Annotated in this window: 25 protein-coding genes and 1 other RNA gene; 18 read left to right on the forward strand and 8 right to left on the reverse strand. The window is 57.5% G+C overall.

What is annotated here, in order from left to right; genetic code table 11:
• The first annotated feature begins 33 nt into the window (after positions 1-33).
• The 5 genes from pgk to ACR6AS_RS14035 all read left to right on the forward strand — a co-directional run bounded on the left by pgk (position 34) and on the right by ACR6AS_RS14035 (position 5,061).
• Positions 34-1,197, forward strand: coding sequence for a phosphoglycerate kinase (pgk, locus tag ACR6AS_RS14015; protein ID WP_111140644.1), 1,164 nt, complete (start codon positions 34-36; stop codon positions 1,195-1,197).
• Between the two features lie 105 nt (positions 1,198-1,302).
• Entirely contained in the window at positions 1,303-2,382 is a 1,080-nt protein-coding gene (gene fbaA / locus ACR6AS_RS14020) for a class II fructose-bisphosphate aldolase (protein ID WP_111140643.1), read from the forward strand.
• Positions 2,383-2,562: 180 nt separating this feature from the next.
• Entirely contained in the window at positions 2,563-3,444 is an 882-nt protein-coding gene (gene mscS, locus ACR6AS_RS14025; protein WP_434162571.1) for a small-conductance mechanosensitive channel MscS, read from the forward strand.
• 122 nt (positions 3,445-3,566) lie between these two features.
• Positions 3,567-4,190, forward strand: a complete 624-nt coding sequence (gene argO, locus ACR6AS_RS14030; RefSeq protein ID WP_111140641.1) for an arginine exporter ArgO — start codon at positions 3,567-3,569, stop codon at positions 4,188-4,190.
• A gap of 145 nt (positions 4,191-4,335) precedes the next feature.
• The gene (locus ACR6AS_RS14035; RefSeq protein WP_111140640.1) at positions 4,336-5,061 is read left to right on the forward strand and encodes an oxidative stress defense protein; all 726 of its coding nucleotides are present in this window, start codon (positions 4,336-4,338) and stop codon (positions 5,059-5,061) included.
• A gap of 30 nt (positions 5,062-5,091) precedes the next feature.
• Here ACR6AS_RS14035 and ACR6AS_RS14040 read toward each other — a convergent pair whose 3' ends face one another.
• Complete coding sequence (locus ACR6AS_RS14040) at positions 5,092-5,997, reverse strand: LysR family transcriptional regulator ArgP (RefSeq protein ID WP_128083922.1); 906 nt, start codon at positions 5,995-5,997, stop codon at positions 5,092-5,094.
• Positions 5,998-6,178: 181 nt separating this feature from the next.
• On the opposite strand from ACR6AS_RS14040, the gene rpiA reads away from it, so the two are divergent.
• Both rpiA and serA read left to right on the forward strand, forming a co-directional pair.
• A complete protein-coding gene (gene rpiA, locus ACR6AS_RS14045) occupies positions 6,179-6,838 on the forward strand; it encodes a ribose-5-phosphate isomerase RpiA (protein ID WP_111140638.1) in 660 nt (219 codons plus the stop codon).
• A 279-nt stretch (positions 6,839-7,117) separates the two neighbouring features.
• Positions 7,118-8,356 (forward strand): phosphoglycerate dehydrogenase, encoded by a 1,239-nt coding sequence (gene serA, locus ACR6AS_RS14050; protein ID WP_111140637.1) that lies wholly within the window; start codon positions 7,118-7,120, stop codon positions 8,354-8,356.
• A gap of 150 nt (positions 8,357-8,506) precedes the next feature.
• Here the strand turns inward: serA and ACR6AS_RS14055 are convergent, their stop codons facing one another.
• From ACR6AS_RS14055 to zapA, 3 genes are all read right to left on the reverse strand, one after another.
• Positions 8,507-9,100: a 5-formyltetrahydrofolate cyclo-ligase gene (locus tag ACR6AS_RS14055; RefSeq protein ID WP_367395810.1), complete on the reverse strand. Its 594-nt coding sequence runs from the start codon at positions 9,098-9,100 to the stop codon at positions 8,507-8,509.
• Positions 9,101-9,177: 77 nt separating this feature from the next.
• Positions 9,178-9,361, reverse strand: a non-coding RNA gene (gene ssrS, locus ACR6AS_RS14060) — 6S RNA.
• Positions 9,362-9,401: 40 nt separating this feature from the next.
• Positions 9,402-9,731, reverse strand: a complete 330-nt coding sequence (gene zapA, locus ACR6AS_RS14065) for a cell division protein ZapA (protein WP_111140635.1) — start codon at positions 9,729-9,731, stop codon at positions 9,402-9,404.
• Between the two features lie 170 nt (positions 9,732-9,901).
• Between zapA and ACR6AS_RS14070 the strand changes: the two genes are divergently transcribed.
• The 8 genes from ACR6AS_RS14070 to ACR6AS_RS14105 all read left to right on the forward strand — a co-directional run bounded on the left by ACR6AS_RS14070 (position 9,902) and on the right by ACR6AS_RS14105 (position 19,938).
• On the forward strand, positions 9,902-10,480 hold the full coding sequence (locus ACR6AS_RS14070; protein WP_111140634.1) for a YecA/YgfB family protein: 579 nt from the start codon (positions 9,902-9,904) through the stop codon (positions 10,478-10,480).
• 46 nt (positions 10,481-10,526) lie between these two features.
• The gene (pepP, locus tag ACR6AS_RS14075; protein ID WP_418798503.1) at positions 10,527-11,849 is read left to right on the forward strand and encodes a Xaa-Pro aminopeptidase; all 1,323 of its coding nucleotides are present in this window, start codon (positions 10,527-10,529) and stop codon (positions 11,847-11,849) included.
• Positions 11,846-13,024, forward strand: coding sequence for a 2-octaprenyl-6-methoxyphenyl hydroxylase (gene ubiH / locus ACR6AS_RS14080; RefSeq protein WP_111142081.1), 1,179 nt, complete (start codon positions 11,846-11,848; stop codon positions 13,022-13,024). The genes pepP and ubiH overlap by 4 nt, the downstream gene beginning before the upstream one ends.
• Positions 13,025-13,037: 13 nt before the next feature.
• On the forward strand, positions 13,038-14,240 hold the full coding sequence (ubiI, locus tag ACR6AS_RS14085) for an FAD-dependent 2-octaprenylphenol hydroxylase (RefSeq protein ID WP_111142082.1): 1,203 nt from the start codon (positions 13,038-13,040) through the stop codon (positions 14,238-14,240).
• Between the two features lie 431 nt (positions 14,241-14,671).
• Positions 14,672-15,769: a glycine cleavage system aminomethyltransferase GcvT gene (gcvT, locus tag ACR6AS_RS14090; RefSeq protein WP_111142083.1), complete on the forward strand. Its 1,098-nt coding sequence runs from the start codon at positions 14,672-14,674 to the stop codon at positions 15,767-15,769.
• A gap of 23 nt (positions 15,770-15,792) precedes the next feature.
• Positions 15,793-16,179, forward strand: a complete 387-nt coding sequence (gene gcvH / locus ACR6AS_RS14095) for a glycine cleavage system protein GcvH (protein ID WP_434162579.1) — start codon at positions 15,793-15,795, stop codon at positions 16,177-16,179.
• A gap of 80 nt (positions 16,180-16,259) precedes the next feature.
• Positions 16,260-19,133 carry an aminomethyl-transferring glycine dehydrogenase gene (gcvP, locus tag ACR6AS_RS14100; RefSeq protein ID WP_293770428.1) on the forward strand — a complete coding sequence of 958 codons (2,874 nt, stop codon included), beginning with the start codon at positions 16,260-16,262 and terminating at the stop codon, positions 19,131-19,133.
• Positions 19,134-19,194: 61 nt separating this feature from the next.
• A complete protein-coding gene (locus ACR6AS_RS14105; RefSeq protein WP_293770426.1) occupies positions 19,195-19,938 on the forward strand; it encodes an SDR family oxidoreductase in 744 nt (247 codons plus the stop codon).
• A 24-nt stretch (positions 19,939-19,962) separates the two neighbouring features.
• On the opposite strand, the gene ACR6AS_RS14110 is transcribed toward ACR6AS_RS14105, so the two are convergent.
• Together ACR6AS_RS14110 and ACR6AS_RS14115 are read right to left on the reverse strand one after the other, a co-directional pair.
• Positions 19,963-21,402, reverse strand: coding sequence for a 6-phospho-beta-glucosidase (locus ACR6AS_RS14110; RefSeq protein ID WP_293770424.1), 1,440 nt, complete (start codon positions 21,400-21,402; stop codon positions 19,963-19,965).
• Between the two features lie 115 nt (positions 21,403-21,517).
• Positions 21,518-22,234 carry a MurR/RpiR family transcriptional regulator gene (locus ACR6AS_RS14115; protein ID WP_111142227.1) on the reverse strand — a complete coding sequence of 239 codons (717 nt, stop codon included), beginning with the start codon at positions 22,232-22,234 and terminating at the stop codon, positions 21,518-21,520.
• Positions 22,235-22,400: 166 nt separating this feature from the next.
• Between ACR6AS_RS14115 and trhA the strand changes: the two genes are divergently transcribed.
• Positions 22,401-23,066, forward strand: coding sequence for a PAQR family membrane homeostasis protein TrhA (trhA, locus tag ACR6AS_RS14120; protein ID WP_111142226.1), 666 nt, complete (start codon positions 22,401-22,403; stop codon positions 23,064-23,066).
• Positions 23,067-23,129: 63 nt separating this feature from the next.
• Here the strand turns inward: trhA and ygfZ are convergent, their stop codons facing one another.
• A complete protein-coding gene (gene ygfZ / locus ACR6AS_RS14125) occupies positions 23,130-24,116 on the reverse strand; it encodes a tRNA-modifying protein YgfZ (RefSeq protein ID WP_111142225.1) in 987 nt (328 codons plus the stop codon).
• 226 nt (positions 24,117-24,342) lie between these two features.
• On the opposite strand from ygfZ, the gene sdhE reads away from it, so the two are divergent.
• Both sdhE and ACR6AS_RS14135 read left to right on the forward strand, forming a co-directional pair.
• Positions 24,343-24,609 carry an FAD assembly factor SdhE gene (sdhE, locus tag ACR6AS_RS14130; protein WP_111142224.1) on the forward strand — a complete coding sequence of 89 codons (267 nt, stop codon included), beginning with the start codon at positions 24,343-24,345 and terminating at the stop codon, positions 24,607-24,609.
• The gene (locus ACR6AS_RS14135; RefSeq protein WP_111142223.1) at positions 24,584-24,994 is read left to right on the forward strand and encodes a protein YgfX; all 411 of its coding nucleotides are present in this window, start codon (positions 24,584-24,586) and stop codon (positions 24,992-24,994) included. Before sdhE ends, ACR6AS_RS14135 begins: the two co-directional genes overlap by 26 nt.
• Positions 24,995-25,056: 62 nt before the next feature.
• On the opposite strand, the gene fldB is transcribed toward ACR6AS_RS14135, so the two are convergent.
• Positions 25,057-25,575: a flavodoxin FldB gene (gene fldB, locus ACR6AS_RS14140; protein WP_293770417.1), complete on the reverse strand. Its 519-nt coding sequence runs from the start codon at positions 25,573-25,575 to the stop codon at positions 25,057-25,059.
• Positions 25,576-25,592 lie beyond the last annotated feature (17 nt).

The raw sequence follows: 25,592 nt of genomic DNA on the forward strand, positions 1-25,592 counted from the left end.
CAAAACTTATGAGAATCAACGAGAGGATTCACCATGTCTGTAATTAAGATGACCGATCTGGATCTGGCTGGCAAACGCGTGCTGATCCGTGCCGATCTGAACGTACCTGTTAAAGAAGGTAAAGTGACGTCTGATGCACGTATCCGTGCTTCACTGCCAACCATTGAAGCGGCGTTGAAACAGGGCGCGAAAGTAATGGTTACCTCTCACCTGGGTCGTCCGACCGAAGGTGAATACAACGAAGAGTTCTCACTGCTGCCGGTAGTTAACTACCTGAAAGAGAAGCTGAACGGCACCACCGTGACGCTGGCTAAAGATTACCTCGACGGCGTTGACGTCGGCGCTGGCGAGCTGGTCGTTCTGGAAAACGTTCGCTTCAACAAAGGCGAAAAGAAAGACGACGAAGCGCTGTCTAAAAAATATGCTGCACTGTGTGACGTGTTTGTGATGGATGCCTTTGGTACCGCGCACCGCGCACAAGCCTCTACCCACGGCGTCGGCAAATTTGCCCCTGTCGCCTGTGCAGGCCCGCTGCTCTCTGCTGAGCTGGAAGCGCTGGGTAAAGTAATGAGCAACCCTGAGCGTCCGCTGGTTGCGGTCGTCGGTGGCTCTAAAGTCTCTACCAAATTTGACGTGCTGCAGTCGCTGGTGAAAATCGCGGACACCGTGATTGTCGGCGGCGGCATCGCTAACACCTTCGTGGCTATCGACAACAAGGTCGGTAAATCACTCTATGAGCCAGACTTCGTGGAAGCGGCTAAAGGCCTGCGCGACCAGTATGGTATCCCGGTTCCGGTTGACTCCCGCGTCGGCACGGAATTCTCTGAAACTGCCCCTTCAACCGTGAAAAAGGTTTCGGAAGTGGCGGATAACGAAGAGATTATGGACTTCGGTGATGAAACCGCACAGGCGATGGCTGCGATCCTGAAGGATGCTAAAACCATCCTGTGGAACGGCCCGGTAGGCGTGTTTGAGTTCCCTAACTTCCGTAAAGGCACCGAGATCGTGGCTAATGCCATTGCAGACAGCGACGCGTTCTCTGTAGCAGGCGGCGGCGATACCTTAGCGGCTATCGATCTGTTCGGCATTGAAGACAAAATTTCCTACATCTCGACCGGCGGCGGCGCATTCCTGGAGTTCGTGGAAGGCAAAAAACTGCCGGCCGTTGCCATGCTGGAAGAGCGTGCGAAGCAGTAATCCTTTGGGGGCGATGCCTGACGGCATCGCCTGAAGTCTTGCCCGACTGGGCGTTTAAATCGACGTTCCTTAAGGGGAACAACGGTCACGAAACAGGACACAATCATGTCTAAAATTTTTGATTTCGTAAAACCCGGCGTTGTCACTGGTGATGACGTACAGAAGATCTTCAAAGTTGCAAAAGAGAACAAATTCGCACTGCCAGCCGTAAACTGCGTCGGCACCGACTCCATCAATGCGGCACTCGAAGCTGCAGCGAAAGTGAAAGCGCCAATCATCATCCAGTTCTCTAACGGCGGTGCAGCCTTTATCGCGGGTAAAGGCTTCAAGAGTGACAAGCCACAGGCCGCGGCCATCTTCGGTGCGATCGCCGGTGCACACCACGTTCACCTGATGGCAGAGCAGTATGGCGTGCCGGTTATCCTGCACACCGACCACTGTGCCAAGAAACTGCTGCCGTGGATTGACGGTCTGCTGGACGCGGGCGAAGAGTATTTCCAGAAAAATGGTAAGCCACTCTTCTCATCTCACATGATCGACCTGTCAGAAGAGTCTCTGGAAGAGAACATCGAAATCAGCAGTAAGTACCTGGCGCGCATGGCGAAACTCGACATGACCCTGGAGATCGAACTGGGCTGCACCGGTGGTGAAGAAGATGGCGTGGATAACAGCCACATGGACGCGTCAGCACTTTACACCCAGCCAGAAGATGTGAACTACGCGTACGAAAAACTGCATGCGATCAGCCCGCGCTTCACCATTGCGGCCTCATTCGGTAACGTTCACGGCGTTTACAAGCCAGGCAACGTCAAACTGACCCCGACCATCCTGCGCGATTCGCAGAAATTCGTGTGTGAAAAACATGGCCTGCCGCACAACGCGCTGGACTTCGTTTTCCACGGCGGTTCAGGTTCTTCAGCAGCAGAAATCGAAGAGTCTATCAGCTACGGCGTGATCAAGATGAACATCGATACCGATACCCAATGGGCGACCTGGGACGGCATTCTGCAGTACTACAAAAAGAACGAAGGCTACCTGCAGTCGCAGCTGGGTAACCCGGAAGGCGACGACAAGCCAAACAAAAAATATTACGACCCACGCGTCTGGCTGCGTTCTGCCCAGTCCTCGATGGTCGTGCGTCTGGAGCAGGCTTTCAAAGAGCTTAACGCTGTCGACGTTCTGTAACCTTTATCCGTTACCGTACAAAAAAGGCCCGAAAGGGCCTTTTTTTATGCGTTAATCCTGCCGGAAGCCGGGGGGATTTGGCACTTCATCCGATAATTGATTACCCTTGTTAACAGGGTGTCGGATTACATCTGGCAGTTTTGTCATTCCCCGATGGGAATCTAACAACAGGGCTTATTAATGGAAGAGTTACACGTCGTCGACGGCATCAATAACGCGGGCAACTGGCTGATACGCAATCAGGCGCTGATCCTCAGCTATGCCGTTAATATCGTTGCGGCCATCGCCATTCTTATTGTCGGGATGATTATCGCCCGCATTATCTCTAACACGGTCAATCGCCTGCTGCGCGCCCGTCACATCGACGCCACGGTCGCGGATTTCCTCTCTGCACTGGTGCGTTACGGCGTCATCGCCTTTACGCTGATCGCCGCGCTGGGACGCATTGGCGTCCAGACCGCCTCGGTGATCGCCGTGCTGGGTGCCGCCGGTCTGGCCGTGGGTCTGGCCTTACAGGGCTCGCTCTCAAACCTGGCGGCTGGCGTACTGCTGGTGACCTTCCGTCCGTTCCGGACCGGTGAATTTGTCGATCTGGGCGGCGTCATGGGCACCGTCCTGCATGTGCAGATCTTCTCCACTACACTGCGCACGGCAGATGGCAAAATTGTGGTCGTGCCCAACGGCAAGATCATTAGTGGCAACATCGTTAACTTCTCGCGCGAACCGGTTCGCCGCAATGAATTTATCATTGGCGTCGCCTATGACGCGGATGTGGATGAGGTGATCGCCTTACTGCAGCAGGTGGTTGAAGCTGATAGCCGCGTGCTGAAAGATAAGGGCATTCAGATCGGCCTGAACGAGCTGGCTACCTCCTCTCTCAACTTCGTAGTGCGCTGCTGGAGTAACAGTGGAGACCTGCAGAATGTCTATTGGGACCTGATGAAGAACTTCAAGCGGGCGCTGGATGAGAAAGGTATCGGTATTCCTTATCCGCAGATGGATGTGCATCTGCACACCAGCCGTCAGCCGGAGGCCGCTTCAGCCGGGGCACAGCCGCAGTAATCCTTTTGGGCGGCTGCAGTCGCCCATTAATTTTGCTAATCGCAGATTAAATCTTTCAATTTCCGCTTATTATCTTCTCTCCTTATACTTCATCACATCCAATCCTGTGAGGAAGTTATTCCGTGTTATCTCTCTATTTTCAGGGGCTTGCCCTGGGTGCTGCGCTGATCCTGCCACTGGGCCCGCAGAACGCGTTTGTCATGAATCAGGGTGTGAAGCGTCAGTATCATCTGATGACGGCGGCACTCTGCTCGCTGAGCGATATTCTGCTGATTTGTGGCGGGATCTTCGGCGGCAGCGCACTGCTGAACCAGTCGCCGCTGCTGCTGATGGCGATCACCTGGGCAGGCGTTGCCTTTCTGTTGTGGTACGGCTGGGGTGCGCTGCGCAGTGCTTTTCGCGGCGACGCCGATCTGGCGGATGGCGAGCTGTTAAAGCAGGGCCGCGGGCGGATTATCGCAACGCTGCTGGCGGTCACCTGGCTCAATCCGCACGTCTACCTTGATACTTTTGTGGTACTGGGCAGTCTGGGCGGTCAGCTGCCGACCACCACAGCGCGCCAGTGGTTCGCACTGGGGACCATCAGCGCATCGGTTCTGTGGTTCTTCGGTCTGGCGCTGCTGGCAGCGTGGCTCTCTCCGCGACTGCGCACGGTGAGAGCACAGCGCATCATCAATCTGCTGGTCGGCGCGGTCATGTGGTTTATCGCCCTGCAGCTGGCACGCCAGGGTATGGCTGGTTTTTGATCCCGGCCCGCGATCCGTGCCGGTAATTGCCGCATGGCGGGCGAACTTTTGCCATAATGACCACTCAAAGCATGGCGCATACCGATGCGCTGCTGGGCTTCGCCGGTTAGAAGCCGTCATAGTGACCTTTTCAAGGAGGACTTTCATGAAACTGAAAGCATTGGCTCTGGCCGCAATCATGAGCGCCGGGGCACTGCCTGGCGTACACGCTGATGAGTTACCAAACGGGCCCCACGTGGTGACCTCAGGCAAGGCAACAGTCGATGCCCGTCCCGATATCGCCACGCTCTCTATTGTGGTGAATGTCTCATCCAAAGACGCTGCCGATGCGAAAAAGCAGGCGGACAGCCGGGTTGCACAATATTTCGATTTTCTGCAGAAAAACGGTATTGAGAAGAAAGATATCGATGCCGCTAACCTGAGCACTCAGCCTGAGTATGACTATACCAAAGAGGGGAAATCGGTGCTGAAAGGCTACCGTGCCGTCCGTCAGGTGCAGGTCACGCTGCGTCAGCTGGATAAGCTGAACGATCTGCTGGATGGGGCGCTGAAGTCCGGTCTGAACGAGGTTCGCAGCGTCGAGTTAGGCGTGGCCAACCCGGAGAGCTACAAAGAGCAGGCGCGTAAAGCGGCGATTCAGAATGCGACCCAGCAGGCCTCTCAGCTGGCGGAAGGATTCAACGCGAAGCTGGGGCCGATCTACAGCATTCGCTATCAGGTTGCCAACTATCAGCCGATGCCGATGAACCGCATGTATAAAGCGGCGGCGGCACCAGAGACTTCTGCGCAGGAGACCTACGATCAGCAGAGCATCAACTTTGACGATCAGGTCGATGTGGTGTTTGAGATCAAGCCCAACGCGGCACAATAAAAAAACGGGGCTGATGCCCCGTTTTTGTTTTCAGGCAGCGACCTCATCCTGACGCAGCACCCGATGTCCATGCGCAATCAGCGCATCGGTCACCCGGCGCATTAACCGGCTTTCTGGCGCAAACCGATGCCAGTAGAGCATCCGGCGCTGATAGAGGCCCGGCGTCAGATCGATCAACTCACCGCTCGCCAGCTCACGCTCAATCTGCAGATGCGGGATCATACAGCAGGTCGAGCCCTGGCGTGCCATCTGCACAAAAGCCTCCGAGGAGTTCACGATGTGGCAGGGCACGCTGCCGGGTGACAGGTCAAAGTTCTGCTGCAGAAAGGCCTGATGCATATCGTCAAGATGATCAAACGCCACCGCAGGCGCTTTCAGCAGGGCAGAGCGTGTGACGCCGTTGGGGAAGAAGCGATCGGCAAAGTCACGCGACGCCACGAACAGGTAGTCGAGCGCGCCGAGCTGATCCACCAGGCAACTGGGCAGAGGCTGCGGCTGGATACTGACCGCACCGACGACTTCACCGCGACGCAGGCGCTCCTGCGTGCGGGTCTCATCTTCAACCTGCAGGTTAAGGCGCACTGGCGAGTCTGCCAGCACATCCTTCAGCGCAGGCAACAGCCAGGTTGCCAGACTGTCGGCGTTGACCGCCAGCGACAGCAGCAGCGGCGTGGTGCCACTGTTCTCATCGCCCAGCCACTCCTCTTCCAGCAGTTCCACCTGATGCAGTAATGCCAGTAGTTTCTGACCCTGTTCGGTGGGCCGCGGCGGCACCGTGCGCACCAGCAGCGGCTGACCAAACAGGTTCTCCAGCTGCTTGATGCGCTGCGACACCGCCGACTGAGTGATGCACAATTTCTGTGCAGCACGCTCAAATCCGCGTTCGCGGATCACTGAATCCAGCGCCTGAAGCGTTCGATAATCCGGGCGTTTCATTTTTGTTTTCTCTCCTTCAGGGTGGACGTCACTATGCCACAGAAGTGTCACCGGTGATGGCTCACTTGTTTTTGTGGGCTGGCTTCCAAACCGATAAATCCACGTCGGTCAGCCGCGCATTTTCAGCAAGCCTTGTTTTATACTACGCGCACTTCGTTGTCGCACAGGTTTTAAACATACCATGACCCAGGATGAACTGAAAAAAGCCGTTGGCTGGGCTGCACTTGAGTACGTGCAGCCAGGCACTATTGTTGGTGTTGGTACCGGATCGACCGCGTCCCACTTTATCGATGCGCTTGCCACGGTCAGACATCAGATTGACGGTGCCGTCTCCAGCTCCGATGCCTCGACCCAGAAGCTGAAAAGCCTGGGCATTCAGGTGTTCGATCTGAACGAGGTTGACCAGCTGTCGATCTATGTCGATGGCGCGGATGAGATTAATCCCCGGATGCAGATGATCAAAGGCGGCGGGGCGGCGCTGACGCGGGAGAAAATCGTGGCCGCGGTGGCGCAGACCTTTATCTGCATTGCGGACGCCTCCAAAGAGGTGGATATCCTGGGCCGTTTTCCGCTGCCGGTTGAGGTGATCCCGATGGCGCGCAGCTACGTGGCGCGTGAACTGGTGAAAATGGGGGGCCTGCCGGAGTATCGTCAGAACGTGGTTACCGACAACGGCAACATTATTCTCGACGTGCATAATCTGCGTATCCTCGACCCGATCGAACTGGAAAAAACTATCAATGCCCTGCCAGGCGTGGTTACCGTTGGCCTGTTTGCCGCGCGCGGTGCCGATATCGCGCTGATCGGCGGGCCGGATGGGGTGAAAACCATCAAAAGATGATCTGGCCGGCGTCACTCCGGCGCCGGTTATTTCTGCCTGCAAATCATCTTTTCTCGCCAGGATGAAATTTGGTGACTTATGTCACATAACTGTCATCGGCAGCGGGTTCGTTCTCTCTTCCACGCCCACCTCATGATTTTGTCCGGCAATGTGCTGCCGTCAGCCGTTGCCGTGCTGGCCTTCGGGCAATCGTTTGTATTGCCGGACGCGATTTTTTTGATATTTTGACAGAAGGCTGGCTTATGGTAGTCCTCATTGAACGCTGAATAGGATCGGGAAATGGCAAAGGTATCACTGGAAAAAGATAAGATTAAGTTCCTGCTGGTGGAAGGTGTCCATCAGAGTGCGCTGGATAACCTGCGGGCAGCAGGCTACACCAACATCGAATTCCACAAGGGCGCACTGGACTCTGACGCATTAAAAGCATCGATCCGCGATGCGCATTTCATTGGTATCCGTTCCCGCTCCCAGCTCACTGAAGAGATTTTTGCCGCGGCTGAAAAGCTGGTTGCCGTGGGCTGTTTCTGTATCGGGACCAACCAGGTGGACCTGGACGCTGCGGCCAGCCGCGGGATCCCCGTGTTCAACGCGCCGTTCTCCAATACCCGCTCAGTAGCGGAACTGGTGATTGGTGAGATGCTGCTGATGCTGCGTGGCATCCCGGAAGCGAATGCGAAAGCTCACCGTGGCATCTGGAACAAGAATGCCAAAGGGTCGTTTGAAGCGCGCGGCAAGAAGCTGGGTATCATCGGTTACGGTCACATCGGTATGCAGCTGGGCGTGCTGGCGGAAAGCCTGGGGATGCACGTCTTCTTCTACGACATTGAAAACAAGTTGCCGCTGGGTAACGCCACCCAGGTTCGTCATCTGGCCGATCTGCTTAACATGAGCGATGTTGTCAGCCTGCACGTACCGGAAACCCTCTCCACGCAGGATATGATTGGTGCAGAGCAGCTGGCACAGATGAAGCCTGGTGCGCTGCTGATTAACGCCTCACGCGGTACCGTAGTCGATATTCCGGCGCTGTGCGACGCGCTGGCCAGCAAGCAGGTGGGTGGCGCTGCTATCGACGTCTTCCCGGTCGAGCCGGCCACCAACAGCGATCCTTTCATCTCTCCGCTGAGCGAGTTCGATAACGTAATCCTGACGCCGCACATTGGCGGCTCAACGGAAGAAGCGCAGGAGAACATCGGGATTGAAGTGGCGGGCAAGCTGGCGAAATACTCCGACAACGGATCAACCCTGTCAGCGGTGAATTTCCCGGAGGTGTCGCTGCCGATCCACGGTATCAGCGCCAGCCGTCTGCTGCATATCCATGAGAACCGTCCGGGTGTGCTGACGGCCATCAACCAGATTTTTGCGGAGCAGGGCATCAACATTGCCGCGCAGTATCTGCAGACCTCGCCATTTATGGGCTATGTGGTGATCGATATTGATGCGGAGCCAGAAGTGGCGGATAAAGCCCTGCAGCTGATGAAGGCCATTCCGGGCACCATCCGCGCCCGTCTGCTTTACTAAGCCGTTCAGACAGGAGGTGGCGCAAGGTCGCGCCACTTCCCGTTGTCAGCAACGTCAGGCTCAGGCTGCTTTGCGGCTGAGCCCGTTCCTTTTACGCTGCACTCTTTTTTCTGCCCGATCGGGTTTTTCAGCCGTCTGAAAAGGGCGCTGCTACTCCCACTGCCAGAGCGTCGACGGCGTGATGACCGCAGGCAGCGGCACATCCCACTCTGCTACCGGCAACTCCTCTACCTGCTGACAGTCGTGCGCCACACCCACGGGCAGGAAGCCGTGCTGCCGCCAGTGCTGCAGCGTGCGATCGTAGAAGCCGCCGCCCATTCCCAGCCGCTGCCCGTGGCGATCGAATGCCACCAGCGGCACCAGCATCAGATCCAGCTGCTCCAGCGTGATCAACTGCCGGATATCCAGCGGCGGTTCCGGGATGCCCAGCCTGTTCGTCATCAACGGGGTGTCGGGCGTGTAGCGTAAAAAGAGTAAATGACCGGGAGAGAAGGGGTGTAACACCGGCAGGCAGACCGTTTTTTTCAGGTGCCAGAGCCGGGCGATCAGTGGCCGGGTATTGAGCTCACCATCGACAGAGAGGAACAGCGCCACAGTGTCTGCCGCAGAGAGTGGCGCGAAGTTCAGGGCGAGTTCAGCGAGCTGTTCCGCCGCCTGAGCCTGCTGCTCATCGGTCAGAGCACGCCGCAGATGGCGGACCTGCTGACGAATCGCCTGACGTTGTGTCATGGAAGGTTCTGACATGATTTCCCCGCCGGATAAGCCGCTGAGCAGCCACTATAACATGTCGGTCGGGGGAAAAAAGCAGGACGAAAAGAAGGGAGATCTCCGAGATGCCGCCGCAGGCTGTAACCCTTGAACCCTTGGTTCAAGGTGAACATGCCGTCGTAACCATCAGGCTTCTCGGACGAACCGAGCATGCACACAGGTTACAGAGCGTCACATTCTGTTTTTTCGAAATATCGGCTCAGGGGACTGGCCCACATGCAAACATCTCAGAGAAAATTTACCTCACCGTTGCCTGACACAGAGCAACCATGAAGTTTTATTCGAACTTCGCACCTTCACGTTCAGAGATGCGACCCTGCTCAACCAGTGCCTGTTCAATCGTCTGCTGCAACATACGGATGCGCTGTTCCATATTAGCAGCATAGTCGCGCGTTTTCACTTTCTCCTGCGCCAGCTCGTGGCAGATGTTTAACGCGGCGATGAACACCAGTTGTTCTGTATTTGTGACTCTAGTGCGAACTTTTAGATCTTGCAACCGTTGATTGAGATCGTCAGCCGCGCTATTGAGCGCATCTTGCTGCTCTGGCGGACAATTCACTCTCAACGAACGACCAAAAATTTGTAAATCTACCGGTTGTGCAGACATGCCACCTTCCTGACTGATTACTTCGCTCGCAACTCCCTTAGCAGTCAATGGCTTGGGAGGCGGGCAACTATATAGACCCACGAAATAAGATACAACCCCTTTTCTGGAAACCTTGAGGCAGCTAGTGGTAGCATAACACGAACTTATTCTGCCAACGACGATGAAAACTTATGTCCTTACAGAACGCAACCCCCGATTACAACGCGCTTGCCGCCGTACTCTCACAGCAGGGTGTGGGAATGACACCAGCAGAAATGCACGGTCTCCTGAGCGGCATCCTTTGCGGCGGTAACCAGGACACCAGCTGGAAGACGCTGGTACACGATCTGGCTAACGAAGGCATGGCGTTTTCACACACTCTTGCCGTGCCACTGGCGGCGCTGCATGAACACACGGCGACTACACTGGAAGATGACGGTTTCCTGTTTCAGCTGCTTCTGCCCGCTGACGATGACATCACCGTCTTTGACCGCGCCGACGCGCTGGCCGGCTGGGTTAACCATTTTCTGCTCGGCCTGGGCGTAACACAGCCTAAACTGGATAAAGTCACCGGTGAAACCGGCGAAGCTATCGACGATCTGCGCACGATTGCACAGCTCGGTTATGAAGAAGATGAAGACCAGGAAGAGCTGGAGCAGTCGCTGGAAGAGGTGATCGAATATGTGCGCGTGGCGGCACTGCTGTGTCACGACAGCTTCACCCGTCCGCAGCCCACCGCGCCAGAAGTTCAGAAGCCGACGCTACACTGATTTCAGGGCAACCCGTTTAACCGGTCAGTTTACAGGGAGTGCAGAAATGATTTCACTGGAACGATTCCTGCAGCGCCGTCAGGCACTGCTGGCGAAGATGGCGCCAGGAAGCGCAGCGCTGATTTTTGCTGCGCCCGAAGTAACCCGCAGTAACGACAGCGAGTATCCGTTCCGCCAGAGCAGCGATTTCTGGTATTTTACCGGGTTCAATGAACCGCAGGCGCTGCTGGTGTTGATTAAAAGCGATGAAAATCATAACCACAGCGTGCTGTTTAACCGGGTACGCGATCCCAACGCAGAAATCTGGTCTGGCCGCAGGCTGGGCCAGCAGGCGGCGCCGGAAAAACTGGGCGTCGATCGCGCTTTACCCTGGAACGACATCGGCGAACAGCTTCACCTGCTGCTCAACGGCCTGGATGTGATCTACCACGCGCAGGGCGAATACGCCTACGCGGATACGCTGGTCTCCGGCGCGCTGGATAAGCTGCGCCGCGGGTTCCGCCAGAATCTCAGTGCGCCAGCGACCGTGACGGACTGGCGTCCGTGGGTGCATGAGATGCGCCTGTTTAAAGATGAGGATGAGATCGCGCTGCTACGCCGTGCCGGGGAGATATCCGCGCTGGCGCATACCCGCGCGATGCAGACCTGTCAGCCGGGCATGTTCGAGTATCAGCTCGAAGGGGAAATTCATCACGAATTTACCCGTCACGGTGCACGTTATCCCTCCTATAACACCATCGTGGGCGCGGGCGAAAACGGCTGCATTCTGCACTACACCGAAAATGAAAGTGAGATGCGCGATGGCGATCTGGTGCTGATCGATGCGGGCTGCGAGTTCCAGGGCTATGCAGGCGACATCACCCGAACCTTCCCGGTGAACGGCAAATTCAGCCCGGCCCAGCGCGCTATCTATGACATCGTACTGGCCTCCCTGAAACGCTCGCTTGAGCTGTTCCGTCCCGGCGTCAGCATCCGTGAAGTGAATGATGAAGTGGTACGCATCATGGTCACGGGGCTGGTGGAGCTGGAGATCCTGGAGGGTGATGTCGATACCCTGATCGCGGAAGAGGCGCATCGCGCATTCTTTATGCATGGTCTGAGCCACTGGCTGGGTCTGGATGTGCATGATGTCGGTCATTATGGCACCCCCAGCCGCGATCGGATTCTGGAGCCGGGCATGGTGTTAACCGTCGAGCCGGGCCTCTATATCGCGCCGGATGCGGATGTGCCCGCCCGCTATCGCGGGATTGGTATCCGCATCGAAGATGACATCGTGATCACCGAAACCGGCATCGAGAATCTCACCGACAGCGTCGTGAAAGAGGCCGATGAGATTGAAGCACTGATGGCGGCGGCTCGACAGGCATGACGATTCTGATTGCCGGTGGCGGCATGACCGGGGCGACGCTGGCGCTGGCGATCTCCCACCTGACTCAGGGCACGCTGCCGGTTACGCTGATTGAAAGCAGCGAGCCGGGCAGCCGCGCGCATCCGGGTTTTGATGGCCGTGCAATTGCGCTTTCTGCCGGCACCTGCCAGCAACTGGCGGACATTAACCTGTGGCAGCACATCGCCAGTTGTGCCACGCCGATTACCGATATCCACGTTTCTGACCGGGGTCACGCCGGTTTTGTCTCGCTGACGGCAGCAGATTACGCTATTCCGGCGCTGGGGCAGGTGGTCGGTCTGTTCGACGTCGGGCAGCGGCTGTTTGCGGAGCTGAAAAAGGCCCCGGGTGTCACTCTGCGCTGTCCGGCCCGCGTAGTCCGCGCGGAGCGTACCGCGCAGCAGGTGGAGGTGACGCTGGATAATGACGAGCGGCTCAGCGGTCAGCTGCTGATCGCGGCAGATGGGACGCGCTCTGCGCTGGCCGCCTCCTGCGGCATCCAGTGGCAGAGAGAGGCCTATCAGCAGATTGCTGTGATCGCGAATGTCTCTGCGGCACTGCCGCATCAGGGACGGGCGTTTGAACGTTTCACCGAGCATGGTCCGCTGGCGCTGCTGCCGATGTCCGACAACCGCCTGTCGCTGGTCTGGTGTCATCCGGACACGCAGCGCGACCGGGTTGCACAGTGGAGCGACGCCGACTTTCTCAGCCAGCTGCAGCGCGCCTTTGGCTGGCGACTGGGCAAATTTACCCATACCGGCCGGCGCGAATATTATCCGCTGGCGCTGCATCAGGCGGTGTCACCGATTGCGCACCGCGTGGCGGTCGTCGGCAATGCGGCTCAGACGCTGCATCCGATTGCCGGGCAGGGCTTTAACCTGGGGCTGCGCGATGTGATGTCGCTGGCTGAAACGCTGGCCGCCGCCCATCGGCAACAGCAGGATCCCGGCAGTTATCCGGTGCTGCATCACTATCAGCAGCGTCGCCAGGCCGACCGCACCGCCACCATCGGCATCACCGACGGGCTGGTGCGCATCTTCGCAAATCGTTATGGACCGCTGGTGGCGGGACGTAACCTGGGCCTGCTGGCGATGGATCATCTGCCGTGGCTACGAAATCAACTGGCCGAGCGCACGCTTGGCTGGGTCAAGCGTTAATAAAGAGGCTCAGATGCAAACTTTTGATGTGGTGATTGCCGGTGGCGGTATGGTGGGACTGGCGGTAGCCTGTGGCCTGCAGGGCAGCGGACTGCGCATTGCCGTGCTGGAGAAATCGCCAGAGCCATCGATGGCGCTGAGTGCGTCACCCTCCATTCGCGTGTCAGCCATCAATGCCGCCAGCGAACGGCTGCTGCAGAAGCTCGATGTCTGGTCGGCCATTCTCTCACAGCGATGCCGCGCGTATCACGGCATGGAAGTGTGGGACAGAGACAGTTTCGGCACCATCGCCTTTGACGATCAGCAGCAGGGCCTGTCGCATCTGGGCCATATCATCGAGAATCCGGTCATTCATCATGCGCTCTGGCAGCGCGCCACTGAGTGCAGCGATGTTACGATCATGGCGCCCGCGCAGCTGCAGCAGGTTGCCTTTGGTGACAACGAAGCCTTTATTACCCTGCAGGATGGCACCATGCTGAGTGCGCGACTGATGATTGCCGCCGACGGTGCCCACTCCTGGCTGCGCAACAAGGCTGACATCCCGCTGACCTTCTGGGATTACGATCATCACGCGTTAGTGGCCAACGTTCGCACGGAAAAGCCGCATGACGCGGTGGCCCGTCAGGTGTTCCACGGCGACGGCATTCTGGCCTTCCTGCCGATGCAGGACCCGCATCTGAGCTCGATTGTCTGGTCGCTCTCACCGCAGGAGGCGAGCCGTCTGGAAACCATGCCGGACGCGCTGTTCAATCAGCAGCTCGCCGTGGCGTTTGATATGCGGCTTGGCCTGTGCCAGCTGGAGAGTGAACGCAAATCGTTCCCGCTGGTGGCGCGCTATGCCCGTCAGTTCGCTGCGCACCGTCTGGCGCTGGTGGGCGACGCGGCGCACACCATTCATCCGCTGGCAGGCCAGGGCGTGAACCTGGGCTTTATGGATGCCGCTGAGCTGATTGGTGAAATTCGCCGCCTGCATCAGCAGGGCAAAGATATCGGTCAGCACCTCTACCTGCGCCGCTACGAGCGCAGCCGCAAGCACAGCGCGGCCATGATGCTGGCAGGCATGCAGGGCTTCCGTGAAATGTTTGCGGGTAATCATCCGGCGAAAAAACTGCTGCGCGACGTGGGCCTGAAACTGGCCGATCGTCTGCCGGGCGTCAAGCCGATGATGCTGAAGCAGGCGATGGGGCTGAACGACTTGCCCGCCTGGCTCCGCTAATATCCCCCCTCTGAAAGCCAGCCTGCGCTGGCTTTTTTTATCGCTTAACGCCCTCTGCACCCTAAAAAGGCAACGCTGCACCAGCAGGGTTCCTCATTTGATTTATTCTAATTTTGCCGCTCAATTCGCATTAGTTTTTTTCATTTCCGACGTTTCTGCGGCTGGCATTTTTTTAACATCCCGGACGTCGTCTCGCATAAATTTGCTACGTATATTTAGAAGACCTGCATTTATTGCGCGATTAATCACAAAATCGCAGTTTTTTATCCTGCTGCCTCCCCTTCCTGGTTAGGCTGTGCTTCTGATTTCGCCCCCGGTTTGCTTATGGTTAATCTTCAGATTCGGTGGTAACGTCAGCCGTAAGAGAACGTTTGCGTCGGTGCTGAACGCCGGCGCACTTTTGCACTCACTCGCTTCTGCACAGGATCGTTATGACTCAGCAAACACCTCTGTTTGAACAGCATCAGGCCTGCGGTGCCCGCATGGTGGATTTTCACGGCTGGATGATGCCGCTGCACTATGGCTCGCAGATGGATGAGCATCATGTGGTGCGCACCGACGCCGGTATGTTTGACGTCTCCCACATGACCATTGTCGATCTGACGGGCCCGCGGACCCGTGAGTTTCTGCGTTATCTGCTGGCAAACGATGTGGCAAAACTGACTCAGCCGGGAAAAGCGCTCTATACCGGCATGCTGAATGCCTCAGGTGGCGTCATTGACGATTTAATTGTTTACTTTATGAGCGAAACTTTTTTCCGGCTGGTGGTTAACTCCGCGACCCGTGAAAAGGATCTCGCCTGGATCGCGCAGCACGCCGAAGGCTATGGCATCACGATTGCCGAACGCAATGACCTGGCACTGATCGCCGTGCAGGGTCCGCAGGCGCAGCAGAAAGCTCAGACGCTGTTCACCGCAGCGCAGCGCGAGGCAGTGGCGGGCATGAAACCTTTCTTCGGTGTGGAGTCGGGTGATCTGTTTATCGCCACTACCGGCTACACCGGAGAGGCGGGCTATGAGATTGCCTTACCCGCTGCGGAAGCGGCCGGGTTCTGGCAGCGTCTGCTGGCTGCCGGCGTTAAGCCCGCCGGACTGGGCGCGCGCGACACGCTGCGACTGGAAGCGGGTATGAACCTCTATGGTCAGGAGATGGATGAGAGCGTGTCACCGCTGGCCGCCAATATGGGCTGGACTATCTGCTGGGAACCCACCGATCGCGATTTCATCGGCCGGGAGGCGCTGGAAATGCAGCGCGAACGGGGCACCGACAAGCTGGTGGGGCTGATCCTCACAGAAAAAGGGGTGCTGCGTAACGGCCTGCCGGTACGCTTCACCGATAGTCAGGGGCAGTTGCAGGAGGGGATCATCACCAGCGGCTCTTTCTCACCGACACTGGGTTGCAGCATCGCCCTGGCGCGCGTACCGGCCAGCATCGGCAGCAGCGCCATCGTTGAGATCCGTAATCGCCAGATGCCGGTCCAGGTAACCCGTCCCGTTTTTGTCCGCGCCGGTAAACCGGTCGCTCAGTAAATTTTATTCAGGAGAAAAGGCCAATGAGCAATGTGCCAAATACGTTGAAGTACCGTGACAGCCACGAGTGGGTACGTAAAGAAGCTGACGGCAGTTACACCGTAGGCATCACGGAACATGCGCAGGAGTTACTGGGCGACATGGTGTTCGTCGACCTGCCGGAAGTGGGCGCGACCTTTGCCGCAGGTGAAGAGTGCGCCGTTGCCGAGTCCGTTAAGGCCGCCTCAGATATTTATGCGCCGATCAGCGGTGAAGTGGTCGCGGTTAACGAGGCGCTGACCGACTCACCTGAGCAGGTCAACAGCGAGCCGTATGACGGCGGCTGGTTATTTAAAATCAAAGCCAGCGACGAGTCTGAAATCGACGCGCTGCTGGATGCAGATGCCTATAAAGCGTCTATCGACGAGTAGTCGTCAGGCGGCCTCGCCGTGAGGCCGCAGATTTCTGTTTGACCTCCGGTTCCCCCAGCCCGATTCAGGATTTACTGCTAATGACCCAGACTCTCAGCCAGCTTGAACACAACGGTGCCTTCATCGAGCGCCATATTGGTCCTTCACCTGAGCAGCAGGCGCTAATGCTCGAAGCCATTGGCGCCCGTTCGCTGGAGGCGCTGATCGGTACGATTGTGCCGGCAGACATTCAGCTGCCAGGCCCGCCCGCGGTGGGCGATGCCGTCACGGAACAGCAGGCGCTGGCGGAACTGAAAGCGATTGCCAGCCAGAACCTGCGCTACAAATCCTGGATTGGGATGGGATACAGCGCGGTGATCACCCCGCCGGTGATCCTGCGTAACATGCTGGAGAATCCAGGCTGGTATACGGCCTATACCCCTTATCAGCCCGAAGTTTCCCAGGGCCGTCTGGAAGCGTTGCTGAACTTCCAGCAGCTGACGCTGGACCTCACCGGCATGGATATCGCCTCAGCTTCTCTGCTGGATGAAGCGACCGCCGCCGCAGAAGCGATGGCGATGGCAAAGCGCGTCAGCAAGCTCAAAAACGCCAACAAATTCTTTATCGCCGATGATATTCATCCGCAGACGCTGGATGTGGTCCGCACCCGTGCGGAGACCTTTGGCTTTGAGCTGATCGTCGATCGCGCAGAAAAGGCGGTTGAGCATGAGGACCTGTTTGGTGTGCTGCTGCAACAGGTGGGCACCACCGGTGACGCGCACGATTACAGCGCGCTGATCGGCGACCTGAAAGCGCGCAAAGTGGTGGTGAGCATGGCGGCGGACTTTATGTCGCTGGTTTTACTGGAGGCACCAGGCAGGCAGGGCGCAGACATCGTCTTTGGTTCAGCCCAGCGTTTTGGCGTGCCAATGGGCTACGGCGGCCCGCACGCAGCCTTCTTCGCCAGCCGCGACGAGCATAAGCGTTCTATGCCTGGCCGTATCATCGGGGTGTCACGCGATGCCGCAGGCCACACTGCGCTGCGTATGGCGATGCAGACCCGCGAACAGCATATCCGTCGTGAAAAGGCTAACTCCAACATCTGTACTTCACAGGTGTTGCTCGCCAACATCGCCGGTCTCTATGCGGTGTTTCATGGCCCGGCGGGTCTGAAACGCATCGCCTCACGCATTCACCGCTTCACCAGCATTCTGGCTGCCGGGCTGCAGCAGGGCGGCCTGAAACTGCGCCATCAGCACTGGTTCGACACGCTGACGGTTGAGGTGGCAGATAAAGCCGCTGTGCTGAATCGCGCGCTGAGCTTTGGCGTAAACCTGCGCAGCGACATTCACAATGCGGTCGGCATCACGCTGGATGAAACCACCAGCCGCGACGATATTCTGGCGCTGTTCGCTATTCTGCTGGGCGATGATCACGGTCAGAATCTGGACGTGCTCGACAGTGACGTCGCCCGTGCAGGCCACGCGATTCCGGCGGGGCTGCAGCGTCAGAGTGAGATCCTGACCCATCCGGTATTCAATCGTCATCACAGTGAAACCGAGATGATGCGCTACATGCACAGCCTGGAGAAAAAGGATCTGGCGCTGAACCAGGCGATGATCCCGCTCGGCTCCTGCACCATGAAGCTCAACGCCGCCGCCGAGATGATCCCGATCACCTGGCCGGAATTTGCGGAGCTGCATCCGTTCTGCCCGGCTGAGCAGGCCACCGGCTACCTGCAGATGATCGGCCAGCTTTCTCAGTGGCTGGTACAGCTCACCGGCTATGATGCGCTCTGTATGCAGCCTAACTCCGGCGCGCAGGGCGAATATGCCGGACTGCTGGCAATCCGTCGTTACCACGAAAGCCGTGGCGAGGGCGATCGCCACCTCTGTCTGATCCCGGGTTCGGCGCACGGCACCAATCCGGCTTCCGCGCAGATGGCGGGCATGGACGTGGTGGTGGTGGCCTGTGATAAGCAGGGCAACATCGACCTGAACGATCTGCGTGAAAAAGCGGCGCAGGCGGGCGATAAGCTCTCCTGCATCATGGTGACCTACCCGTCTACGCACGGCGTCTATGAAGAGACGATCCGTGAAGTGTGCCAGATTGTGCATCAGCATGGCGGTCAGGTTTATCTGGATGGCGCGAACATGAACGCGCAGGTCGGCATCACCACGCCGGGCTACATCGGCGCGGACGTCTCGCACCTGAACCTGCATAAAACCTTCTGCATCCCGCATGGCGGCGGTGGTCCGGGCATGGGGCCAATTGGTGTGAAAGCGCACCTTGCGCCTTTTGTACCGGGACATAGCGTCGTGCAGATCGACGATATCCTGACGCAGCAGGGGGCGGTCTCCGCAGCGCCGTTTGGCAGCGCCTCCATTCTGCCAATCAGCTGGATGTACATCCGTATGATGGGCGCAGAGGGGTTAAAGCAGGCCAGTTCGGTGGCAATTCTGAACGCCAACTACATCGCCAGCCGCCTGAAATCCGCCTATCCGGTGCTCTATACCGGGCGTGACGGGCGCGTGGCGCACGAATGTATTCTCGACATCCGTCCGCTGAAAGAGCAGACCGGCATCAGTGAGCTGGATATTGCGAAGCGCCTGATCGATTACGGCTTCCATGCACCGACCATGTCGTTCCCGGTCGCTGGCACCCTGATGGTCGAGCCGACAGAGTCAGAGAGCAAAATCGAACTGGATCGCTTTATCGACGCGATGCTGGCTATCCGTATGGAGATCGATCGGGTGGCCGCTGGGGAGTGGCCGCTGGACGACAACCCGCTGGTAAATGCCCCGCATACCCAGCTGGAAATCGTCAGTGAGTGGTCGCACCCTTACAGCCGTGAACTGGCGGTCTTCCCGGCAGGCAGCCACAACAAATACTGGCCGACGGTAAAACGTCTGGATGATGTCTTTGGTGACCGTAACCTGTTCTGCTCCTGTGTGCCGATGAGCGACTATCAGTAGAGCAAATAGTAATAACCCCTAAAGGGCCGATTCATCGGCCCTTTTTTTTCGGAGAAGCAGCATGAAACTGGCACTGGTGACAGGCGGCAGTCGGGGCATCGGACGTGCCACGGCGCGGTTACTGGCCGCACGGGGATACCGGGTTGCGGTGAACTATCGTCAGCGTGAAGAGGAAGCCCGGCAGGTGGTGGCGCAGATCCGGCAGCAGGGAGGTAACGCCTTTGCGATCCGGGCAGACATCAGCGATGAAGCAGAGGTGATGGCTCTGTTTGCGCAGCTCGACCAGCAGCCGGAACCGCTGACGTTACTGGTCAACAACGCCGGGATTCTGTTTCAGCAGTGCCGGACCGAAGAACTGGATGCGGCGCGTCTGCAGAAGGTCTTTGCCACGAACGTTATCGGAACCTTTCTCTGCTGCCGCGAGGCGGTAAAGCGGATGGGGACCCATCATGGCGGGCAGGGCGGGGCCATCGTTAATGTCTCATCGGCCGCGTCCCGCCTCGGTGCGCCGGGCGAATATGTTGATTACGCCGCCTCAAAAGGGGCAATGGATACGCTGACGCGCGGATTGTCACTGGAAGTGGCGCAGCAGGGGATTCGGGTGAACGGCGTTCGTCCGGGATTTATTTACACAGAGATGCATGCCGATGGCGGCGAGGCAGGCAGAGTGGAGCGGCTCGCCAGCGCGATCCCGATGGGACGCGGCGGTGAAGCTGAAGAGGTGGCGGAAGCGATCGTCTGGCTGGCCAGTGAGGCGGCCTCTTACGTCACCGGCAGCATCATTGACGCTGCCGGCGGCCGTTAATCCGCGCAGCCCGGCGGCGGGGGATTAGAGGTTTTCGCCGTTACTGGCGATAACCTGCTGATACCAGCCGAAGCTCTTCTTCTTCGCACGGGAAAAATCGCCACTGCCGTCATCGTTTTTATTCACATGAATAAAGCCGTAACGCTTGTCGTACTGACCGGTGGTGAAAGAGACACAGTCCAGACAGCCCCACGGCGTGTAACCCATCAGGTCGACGCCATCCCAGGTCACGGCTTTCTTCATCTCTTCGATATGCGCACGCAGATAGTCGATGCGATAGTCATCTTCAATCACGCCCCCGGCGTTGGGCTTGTCGATAGCGCCAAAACCATTCTCCACGATGAACAGCGGCTTCTGATAGCGCTCATAGAGGTCGTTCAGGACATAGCGCAGGCCCACCGGGTCGATCTGCCAGCCCCAGTCTGAGGCTTTTACATGCGGGTTCTTCACAACACCCTCAAAGCCGGTGATAGGGTCATCAACACCGCTGGCATCGGTCTTCACGGCGTTACTCATGTAGTAGCTGAAGCCCACATAGTCTGCACATCCTTCGCGCAGTGTGCTGGCATCGTCAGCTTCCATCTGAATCTCATACCCTTTGCGCGCCCACTCTTTCAGGGTGTAGGCCGGGTAGGCGCCGCGCATCTGCACATCACTGAAGACATAACGCTGGTGCATCGCTTCCTGAGCCAGCACCACATCGTCCGGATGACAGGAGAAGGGGTAGACCGGCACCATGGCGATCATGCAACCAATCTTAAATTCAGGGTTGATGGCGTGGCCGAGCTTCACTACCCGGGCGCTGGCCACAAACTGGTGGTGCATCACCTGATACATCGCCTGTTCCGGCTTCTCATGCTCGGTGAAGATCACGCCTGAGCAGCAGTAGCCAAACAGCGGATACTGCCAGTTGCGCTGGTTGTTGATCTCATTAAAGGTCATCCAGTATTTCACTTTGTGCTTATAGCGGTTAAGTACCACTTCGCTGAAGCGCACAAAGAAATCGACCACTTTGCGGTTGTACCAGCCGCCATACTCTTTCACCAGGTGATAGGGCATCTCGAAGTGCGAAAGGGTGATGACCGGTTCAATGCCATACTTCAGCAGTTCATCGAACAGGTCGTCATAAAACTGCAGGCCGGCTTCGTTGGGCTGCTGCTCATCGCCGTTGGGGAAGATGCGGGTCCAGGCGATGGAGGTGCGGAAACATCTGAAGCCCATCTCGGCAAACAGCGCGACATCCTGCTTGTAGTGGGAGTAAAACTCCACGCCCTGATGGTTTGGATAGAAGTGGCCGGGCTGCACGCCATCGGTGATCACCCGATCCACACCATGTGAACCGCCGGTCAGGACGTCAGCAATGCTCACGCCTTTGCCACCCTGATCCCAGCCGCCTTCGACCTGATGCGCGGCAACGGCGCCGCCCCAGAGAAAGCCCTTTGGTAACTGCAATTCTGCACTCATGCGCGACTCCATTCCGGATAGTGAAATTGAGCTGAGTGTAGCAAGGCAATAAAGAAAGTCACGATATAACACCGGGCCGGATAGTGCGTTTGTTACATCTGAAAAACAGGCTGTTTTATTTTTTCAGCTGGCGACCAATCGCTTCGATAATATAGGTGACCGGCACCTGAGTCGTGATATCGCAGTGATCCGCGGTGCGGATAATGGGGACATGATAGCAGAGTGAAAAATCTGCCAGCTTTGCCAGCGAACAGCTTTCCGTATTGGTAATGGCCACGATTTTGCACTTATTCTGGCTGAACTGGCTGGCAATGCGCAGGATCTCTGCGGTTTCACCGGACACCGACAGCATAATCGCCATCGCATTTTCATAGAGATCTGCTGTCACCGGATAATAGGGATCATCAATTGCGTGGCTGAATTTTCCGAGATTAGAAAAGAAACGCGCACCATATTTCGCCAGGCTGCCAGAGGTGCCGACACCAATAAAGAAAACCTGCTCCGCCTGATTAATTTTCCGGGCAACCTGCGCAATCAGTTCTTCAAATTCGGGATTATTAATGCTTTTAAAAAAGCTCAGCATATCGCTGACGCCCGCCGTGTTGAGCAGCGGCGGGCTCTTCTCGTCTAAGCGCAGGCGGATACGGAACTCTGACCAGCCTTCACAGCCCATTCTGCGGCAGAAACGCAGCACGGTGGTGGTGGAGACCCCCGTCTGCTCAGCCAGTTCGCGAATCGTCATATAGCTGACGCTTTCACGGTGCTTAATGATGAACTGATAGACCTGCATTTCCAGATCGTTAAGGCGGGCGAGATCGCGATGCGAAAACATGAATGACTCGTTGAACAGTTGACCGGCGGCTAGTTTATCAGATTTGGCGTGCGGTTTAGCGGCAGAGAATCACATCAGAAATTTTTAGCGTACAGCTGTACACTGAAAAATTTGTTGGTTACGCTGGAAGGCGTGACCTCGCGCTAATGTTGTTCAGGATAGGGAAATGACCACGACGCTCTCTCATAAAACCCGGTCTGCTGCGGGCGACTGGTTCGCAGAAGAAATCGCCAACAGTATCAGTCACGGTCTCGGCTGCCTTTTCGGCATCGTCGGACTGCTGCTGATGCTGCATCAGGCCGCTGAAAGGCAGGCGGATACGCTGACGTTTATCAGTTACAGCCTCTACGGCGGCAGTATGATCCTGCTGTTTCTGGCGTCGACGCTCTACCATGCGATCCCCAATGGCCCGGTCAGGCCCTGGCTGAAAAAGCTGGATCACTGCGCCATCTATCTGCTGATCGCCGGTACCTATACGCCGTTTCTGCTGGTCGGTCTGCGGACGCCGCTGGCCTACGGATTGATGGCCGTCATCTGGCTGCTGGCGCTGGCAGGCGTGCTGTTCAAGCTCACGATAGCCGAGCGTTTTAAGGCGCTCTCGCTGGTGACCTATCTCTGCATGGGGTGGCTGTCGCTGATTGTGGTTTATCAGCTGGCGATGATCCTGCCGGCGGGCTGCGTCTGGCTGCTGGCGGCGGGCGGGATAGTCTACTCGCTCGGGGTGATTTTCTATGTGGCGCGGCGTATTCCCTATAATCACGCGATCTGGCATGGATTTGTGCTGGGAGGCAGTCTCTGCCATTTCTGCGCCATCTACTTCTATGTACGCTAACCCAGCCCTGTTCCGCTGAGCCGGGCTGGCCCCTCCACAGAGTGGAAGGACCTGCGGGCGAAATCAGCCCTCATCCAGCGAATAGGGCAGCGGCTGAATGGTCAGGTGGCCGCCCTCATCACCTTCGACCCGCAGCACGCTATCCGGCTCCAGATCGTTGTTAAGCACCACCTGAACCCAGCTGGTGCCGTCATCTAACTGCACCGCAGCCAGTACGCTGCCGGTACGACGCCAGCGATCGCCCATCTGAAGCTCCAGTGAGCCATTCGCCTCGGGAAGATGGCTCGCCTGACCCGCCAGCCAGTAAAGTGCGCGCTTATTGGCACCGCGATATTTGGCCCGGGCCACCATCTCCTGACCGGCATAGCAGCCCTTTTTAAAGCTGATGGCATCCAGCGCCTGCAGGTTAGTGGCCTGCGGAATGAACTGCACGCTGGTCGCGGGCTCGATCACCGGGATCCCCGCTTCAATATCCAGCGCCAGCCACTGCTGACTGTCATTGAACTGCGCATCGTCGTTGAGCTTCTGCTTCAGCGTCTCCGCCACGGCCTGCGAGGTGACAATCAGAAAACGTTCTGCCGGGTGCGCGAACCAGAGCAGCGTAGTCTCTCCCTGCTGCACCACCGGTTTTTCGCTGTCGGGCAGGCTGTCAAACAGAGTGGTCAGCGCGGCGCGCGCCTGAAAACCGGCCACGCCCAGCACGACTGACTCATCGTCGGCGACCATTGTCACTTTCGAAAAGACAGCATATTTCTTTAATTCGGTCAGCTGGGTGTCGCGCAGTGCACGGCGGATCAGATAGGCATAGCCCTCACCGCGATGGAACAGGCGCAGGCTGCTCCACATCTTGCCTTTGGCATCGCAGTGTGCGGCGGGCGCGTGGTGATCACTATCCAGTGCGGCGACATCCAGCGTCAGCTGACCCTGCAGGTAAGCGGTGCTATCGGCACCGGTGATGGAAACCAGTGCCCAGTTATCCAGTGACATCAGGGTTAATGGCAGACGGGACGACGCGGCAGGCTGGCGCGGCGGTAAAGTAAAAGTGGGCATGGAGATATCCTGTATAAGAAGGTTCATCCGGAACAGTTTCTTCAATGTTAAAAGAGCCGACTGGCAATGCAACCTGTTTACGGAAAACGGCGCACAAAAGGCGTGATAACCCTGAAAAGATCCGGCCTGAAATGTGGCAGGTTGCACAGCGTGCGACGCCGCGCCTGCGAGCCGTATTAAACCAGGTTACACTAGGCGCCACGTTGTGAACTGTGGAAACTGATGCATGGATATTAATGATAAATCACGTATTCAGTGGGCCTGCCGTCGCGGCATGCTGGAACTGGATGTGGCGATTATGCCGTTCTTCAAATTTGAGTATGACACGCTGAGCGACACCGATAAGCGGGTCTTTGTGGCCCTGCTGAAGAGTGACGATCCCGATCTGTTTAACTGGCTGATGAATCACGGTGAGCCAAAAGATCCTGAGCTTAAGCGGATGGTGAATCTGATCCAGCAGCGCAACCATGATCGCGGCCCCGTGGCAATGTGATCTGCGACCCTCCCGGCTGGCGTATGGATTGCTGTGCGCCTGGCTGGCAGCCGCCGTGACGGGCACAGGGCTGCTGACGCTGCCGGTCGGGGAGGGGCTTTTCAAAGGGGCGGTGATGCTGCTGTTGCTGGCGGAAGGCTGGCAAAGCTACCAGCGCCTGACGCAACGGCGCGGTGTGCTGCAGCGGGAAAGCGTGCACTGCTGGATCTGGCAGGGAAAACGCTTCCGGCCCGTACAGCCACTGCGCTGGTTGCCGATTGGCGTACTGCTGGTGGCGAAGAACGAGCAGGGTGAAGTCCTGCGCTGGTGGCTGATGCAGGACAGCATGCAGCCTGGTGAATGGCGGGCATTACGCGCCTGCTGCTTCAGCAAGGCGCAATACTAAAGGCCGTCTGGCGGACAAAAGGGTGACGATCTTTCGCCGGCCTGCGTCCGGCAGGAGGGGCGCTACAGCAACGCGGCGGTTTCGGTCAGCACCTGTTCGCACCACTGCTCTACACGCTCATCAGTGATCTCAAACTGATTCACATCATCCAGCGCCAGACCCACAAACTGTGAACCATCGGCACTGAGCGGTTTTGGACTGGTGAACTCATAGCCTTCAAGCGGCCAGTAACCGACAAAACGCACGCCCATCGGCTTCAGCAGATCGTGCAGCATTCCGAGCGCATCTAAAAACCACTCGCCATAGCCAATCTGATCGCCCATGCCATATAGCGCGACGATCTTATTCTGCAGGTTCAGCGCGGGGAGCTGTGACCAGATCGCCTCCCAGTCCTCCTGCAGCTCACCGAAATCCCAGGTCGGGATGCCCATGATCAGCAAGTCGTACTGCTCCATCAGGCGCGGATCATCATCTTTCACGTTGTGCAGCGTCACTAACTCTTCGCCAATGAAATCGCGAATTTTCTCCGCTACGATTTCGGTGTAACAGGTACTGGAACCGTAAAAAAGACCGATTTTCATGCAGATAACACTCTGTA

Origin of the sequence: Pantoea phosphatilytica (assembly GCF_051025615.1) — a bacterium.
Lineage (GTDB): Bacteria > Pseudomonadota > Gammaproteobacteria > Enterobacterales > Enterobacteriaceae > Pantoea.

Coding starts and splice junctions, on each gene's coding strand:
- pgk (WP_111140644.1), top strand. CDS start 34: ATGTCTGTAATTAAGATGACCGATCTGGATCTGGCTGGCAAACGCGTG.
- ACR6AS_RS14040 (WP_128083922.1), bottom strand. CDS start 5,997: ATGAAACGCCCGGATTATCGAACGCTTCAGGCGCTGGATTCAGTGATC.
- ACR6AS_RS14110 (WP_293770424.1), bottom strand. CDS start 21,402: ATGAGTGCAGAATTGCAGTTACCAAAGGGCTTTCTCTGGGGCGGCGCC.
- pepP (WP_418798503.1), top strand. CDS start 10,527: ATGATTTCACTGGAACGATTCCTGCAGCGCCGTCAGGCACTGCTGGCG.
- ubiI (WP_111142082.1), top strand. CDS start 13,038: ATGCAAACTTTTGATGTGGTGATTGCCGGTGGCGGTATGGTGGGACTG.
- ygfZ (WP_111142225.1), bottom strand. CDS start 24,116: ATGCCCACTTTTACTTTACCGCCGCGCCAGCCTGCCGCGTCGTCCCGT.
- rpiA (WP_111140638.1), top strand. CDS start 6,179: ATGACCCAGGATGAACTGAAAAAAGCCGTTGGCTGGGCTGCACTTGAG.
- fbaA (WP_111140643.1), top strand. CDS start 1,303: ATGTCTAAAATTTTTGATTTCGTAAAACCCGGCGTTGTCACTGGTGAT.
- gcvP (WP_293770428.1), top strand. CDS start 16,260: ATGACCCAGACTCTCAGCCAGCTTGAACACAACGGTGCCTTCATCGAG.
- mscS (WP_434162571.1), top strand. CDS start 2,563: ATGGAAGAGTTACACGTCGTCGACGGCATCAATAACGCGGGCAACTGG.
- ACR6AS_RS14115 (WP_111142227.1), bottom strand. CDS start 22,234: ATGTTTTCGCATCGCGATCTCGCCCGCCTTAACGATCTGGAAATGCAG.
- fldB (WP_293770417.1), bottom strand. CDS start 25,575: ATGAAAATCGGTCTTTTTTACGGTTCCAGTACCTGTTACACCGAAATC.
- ACR6AS_RS14105 (WP_293770426.1), top strand. CDS start 19,195: ATGAAACTGGCACTGGTGACAGGCGGCAGTCGGGGCATCGGACGTGCC.
- gcvT (WP_111142083.1), top strand. CDS start 14,672: ATGACTCAGCAAACACCTCTGTTTGAACAGCATCAGGCCTGCGGTGCC.
- trhA (WP_111142226.1), top strand. CDS start 22,401: ATGACCACGACGCTCTCTCATAAAACCCGGTCTGCTGCGGGCGACTGG.
- ACR6AS_RS14035 (WP_111140640.1), top strand. CDS start 4,336: ATGAAACTGAAAGCATTGGCTCTGGCCGCAATCATGAGCGCCGGGGCA.
- ACR6AS_RS14135 (WP_111142223.1), top strand. CDS start 24,584: ATGATCGCGGCCCCGTGGCAATGTGATCTGCGACCCTCCCGGCTGGCG.
- gcvH (WP_434162579.1), top strand. CDS start 15,793: ATGAGCAATGTGCCAAATACGTTGAAGTACCGTGACAGCCACGAGTGG.
- zapA (WP_111140635.1), bottom strand. CDS start 9,731: ATGTCTGCACAACCGGTAGATTTACAAATTTTTGGTCGTTCGTTGAGA.
- ACR6AS_RS14055 (WP_367395810.1), bottom strand. CDS start 9,100: ATGTCAGAACCTTCCATGACACAACGTCAGGCGATTCGTCAGCAGGTC.
- serA (WP_111140637.1), top strand. CDS start 7,118: ATGGCAAAGGTATCACTGGAAAAAGATAAGATTAAGTTCCTGCTGGTG.
- ubiH (WP_111142081.1), top strand. CDS start 11,846: ATGACGATTCTGATTGCCGGTGGCGGCATGACCGGGGCGACGCTGGCG.
- ACR6AS_RS14070 (WP_111140634.1), top strand. CDS start 9,902: ATGTCCTTACAGAACGCAACCCCCGATTACAACGCGCTTGCCGCCGTA.
- sdhE (WP_111142224.1), top strand. CDS start 24,343: ATGGATATTAATGATAAATCACGTATTCAGTGGGCCTGCCGTCGCGGC.